Annotated in this window: 3 protein-coding genes; all 3 read left to right on the top strand. The window is 40.2% G+C overall.

Features of this window, described 5'->3' with window-relative positions; translation table 11 throughout:
* Nucleotides 1-25 precede the first annotated feature (25 nt).
* The 3 genes from GC102_RS36900 (at nucleotide 26) to GC102_RS36890 (ending at nucleotide 2,592) form a co-directional block, all read left to right on the top strand.
* On the top strand, nucleotides 26-1,258 hold the full coding sequence (locus tag GC102_RS36900) for a CynX/NimT family MFS transporter (RefSeq protein WP_171693922.1): 1,233 nt from the start codon (nucleotides 26-28) through the stop codon (nucleotides 1,256-1,258).
* A gap of 5 nt (nucleotides 1,259-1,263) precedes the next feature.
* Nucleotides 1,264-1,695: a universal stress protein gene (locus tag GC102_RS36895; protein ID WP_171693921.1), complete on the top strand. Its 432-nt coding sequence runs from the start codon at nucleotides 1,264-1,266 to the stop codon at nucleotides 1,693-1,695.
* Nucleotides 1,696-1,905: 210 nt separating this feature from the next.
* Nucleotides 1,906-2,592, top strand: coding sequence for an HAD family hydrolase (locus GC102_RS36890; protein ID WP_171693920.1), 687 nt, complete (start codon nucleotides 1,906-1,908; stop codon nucleotides 2,590-2,592).
* Nucleotides 2,593-2,975: the final 383 nt, after the last annotated feature.

Below are 2,975 nucleotides of genomic sequence, written 5' to 3'. Positions count from 1 at the left end.
AGAATTCAGGAAGGAGAAATTAAGAATGCCGAACAAACAAAATAATAAAGCCGTACCATCCTCTATAGGGCTGATCATTCTCGGCATTATTGTTATTGCAGCTAATTTACGTACTCCCTTAACATCAGTTAGTCCTTTAGTGAGTCTGATAAGGGATGACGTTCATATTTCAAATACATTAGCAGGCCTGATCACAACGGTACCCTTGCTTGCATTTGCTTTATTATCGCCTCTAGTACCAAAATTAGGACAAAGGTATGGGGTTGAACGTATCATTATGATCGCCTTACTCTTTCTGACTGTAGGTATTGTAATACGTTCTTTATCTGGCGCAGCTAATCTGTTTATTGGGACAGCAATTCTTGGATTCGCAATTGCCGTATGTAATGTATTATTGCCAAGTATAATCAAAAGGGATTTCCCAAATAAAATTGGCTCCATGACAGGTGTTTACTCCATTTCAATGAGTTTATGTGGAGCAATCGCATCGGGAATCAGTGTGCCTCTAGCCGTAAACGCAGGTCTAAAATGGCAGGGAGCATTGGGAATATGGGGGATTCTAAGCTTTGTATCAATCCTCTGTTGGTTACCCCAATTAAGAAATCAAACAAAGCAAACAACCACGACGAGTCAACAAATGGCCAGCAACGATGTGAATGTTTGGCAATCCCTCATTGCCTGGGAAGTAACCTTGTTTATGGGTATACAGTCCATGGTTTTCTATGTTTTGATCGCATGGTTGCCTGAAATTTTAAAGCAGCAAGGAATTGATCCAAACCAATCAGGATGGTACCTCTCGATCATGCAGTTAGCTATGCTTCCATTTGCCTTTATTGTCCCCGTTATTGCTGGGCGCATGTCTAGCCAACGGTTGTTAGTGGTCATTACAACCATTTTGCTTTTGACGGGAACGATTGGACTTCTTTACGGAAGCTCCAATATGATTCTGTTGTGGATCATCATGCTCGGAATTGGTGGAGGCTTCGCCTTTAGTTTGTCCATGATGTTTTTCGGGTTACGTACTGAAAATGCGCATCAAGCAGCGAAACTATCTGGCATGGCGCAATCGATCGGATATCTTTTTGCCGCAGTCGGTCCTGCTCTTATAGGATATCTGCATGATGCGACAAATAGTTGGAACCTGCCACTTTTCATTCTGCTTGGCGCTGCGGTCTTGCTCTTTTTAGTCGGTATAGGAGCAGCAAGAAACCGTTTTGTAGGTAGCCGAAATAGTTACGAGCTGCCACGGAAAGGATGATAAATATGTTTGACAAAATTATGATGACCATTGATAAAGCTGAAATAACGAACAAACTACTCGATGCAACCATTGAGATAGCCCGAAGCAAACAAACTCAAGTTACCTTGGTTAATGTCAGCCAAGAATATGTGTCGAATGGCATGACATATGTACCAGAGAAATTCTTGGAAGAAATATTGAACGAAATGGAGAAAGCGAGTTTGGAACAGCTGCAACAAGCCAAATCTAAATTAAAATCTGCGGGGATTAACCCGGAAACAGTTCATCTTAAGGGAGATCCTGCACATGAAATATTAAAATATGCAGGGGATACCGAGCAGCAACTCATTATTATTGGGAGCCGTGGGCTAAGTGGCATAAAAGAAATGATGCTTGGAAGTGTCAGCCACAAGGTTTCACAGCTATCAAGTTGCCCAGTCCTCATTGTGCATTAACTCTTTCGGGGACTGCAGAGATGATGCATTGTTATACTAAAGGGTAACGATAGTTGAATAACCAGGGAGCAGATCGCCGCGGCCGGCAGCTGTTCCCTTTTTCTTTGAAGTAACGGGAGTTTAGTTTAATCAACAATTCGCGCTAGCTGAAACAAGGGAAAGTGAAAATCACCTAGAATATGTAAATAAAATGAATATTCAGGGGTGAATATGTTGGAAGTAAAGGCTGTCTTTTTTGATTTGTTTGAGACGCTTATTTCAGAATATGAAAACGGTAAAAGAAAGGCCCCGCGTTCAACCCACTTCGTAGAACAGCTTGGGATAGAATCCAAATTATTTGATAAAGAGTGGAATAAGAGACAGGAAAAAAGAATGGATGGTACTTATTCTGATTTTCCTTCAGTGCTAAGTGAAATCTTTAATTATCTCGGACATGAGGTTACCGACGAAAAAATTAATGAAATACATAAAGAACGTGTTATGTCCAAATCTATACCATTTAGCAGTATAGACAATGAAATTTTAGAAATGTTGGACCAAATAAGAACGTCGGGATTGAAAATCTGTCTAATTAGCAACTGTACGCCAGAGGAAGTATCAGCATGGGATTCCTGTTCCATAGCAAAATATTTTGATGATGTTATTTTTTCTTTTGCTGTCAAAACGGCAAAGCCTAATTCTTCTATTTATCATCTTGCCTGTCAAAGAATGGATGTGTCCCCATCTGAATCATTATTTGTTGGTGATGGAGGCTCCAATGAGCTAGAAGGAGCTGCAAGAATTGGAATGAGGGCTTACCATGCTACATGGTTTATTCCGACTTTTAAAAGTGAAAAAATTACGGGTTTTCCCAAGCTAATAAAACCATCAGAGTTGCTAGCATTAATAAGAACTTAATGTAATAATCAAATTGCTTTGACAGCCCCTAGGCTATTTTGGTGACAGATTTCGTTGGAAATTTAAACTCGGAATAACCAAACTAAGAACGATAGTTGAACAGACAAGGAGCAGTTCACGCTGAAGCTGCTCCCTTTCTTTATTACGCTAACGGAGAACTATAGTTGAGGAGCCTGCATCGCGGCAGCTCCTCTTTTTGTTTATTAAAGTAACTGGCAGGATAGTTCAATCGTTTCGTAAGTACCTTCAAGCATATAAATTCACGAATGCAGGAAAGTACGGGAACCATATGGAATAAATATACAACTTTACCTTATTAGGAGGTCGTGAAATGGCGTTTCCTACACATATTGTATCAGCAGGCGGAATTGTAGAAGATGGAA

The sequence above is a fragment of the Paenibacillus germinis genome, from assembly GCF_013141785.1.
Lineage (GTDB): Bacteria > Bacillota > Bacilli > Paenibacillales > NBRC-103111 > Paenibacillus_E > Paenibacillus_E phytorum.
Note: the sequence above shows the minus strand (reverse complement) of the source record. Positions and strands in the feature narration are given on the sequence as shown.

Coding starts and splice junctions, on each gene's coding strand:
- GC102_RS36900 (WP_171693922.1), top strand. CDS start 26: ATGCCGAACAAACAAAATAATAAAGCCGTACCATCCTCTATAGGGCTG.
- GC102_RS36895 (WP_171693921.1), top strand. CDS start 1,264: ATGTTTGACAAAATTATGATGACCATTGATAAAGCTGAAATAACGAAC.
- GC102_RS36890 (WP_171693920.1), top strand. CDS start 1,906: ATGTTGGAAGTAAAGGCTGTCTTTTTTGATTTGTTTGAGACGCTTATT.